The sequence below is a fragment of the Halorubrum sp. SS7 genome (assembly GCF_005435055.1).
In the GTDB taxonomy this organism is placed as follows: domain Archaea; phylum Halobacteriota; class Halobacteria; order Halobacteriales; family Haloferacaceae; genus Halorubrum; species Halorubrum salinarum.
Genome location: NZ_SGXV01000626.1, coordinates 1 through 235 on the forward strand (window position 1 = coordinate 1; position 235 = coordinate 235).

The window sequence follows — 235 nt, forward strand, 5'->3', positions numbered from 1 at the left end:
CTTCGGTAAGTTCGTTTTCTTCACGTCGTACTCCGCCAGGACTTCCTCGATCTCGTCGGCGTCGAGGAGCACGTGGTCCGGGACGAGTTCGTGTTGGCTTACGTCTACCATGGGTGGTGGTTATTGAAAGAAGCTATCACGAGATACTACAGGAACATATATACGCCAGCGGGATAAGAGTTACCAAGTTTCGCCGCGCACGGCTCCCGACGGGGGCGTTCGACACTCACACGCA

The 235-nt window shown here is 55.3% G+C and carries 1 protein-coding gene; it reads right to left on the minus strand.

The window, feature by feature from the left end; genetic code table 11:
* The coding region (locus tag EXE44_RS19380) for a DNA-directed RNA polymerase subunit RpoH/Rpb5 C-terminal domain-containing protein (RefSeq protein ID WP_274595411.1) at positions 1-111 on the minus strand (111 nt) is incomplete at its 3' end.
* Positions 112-235 lie beyond the last annotated feature (124 nt).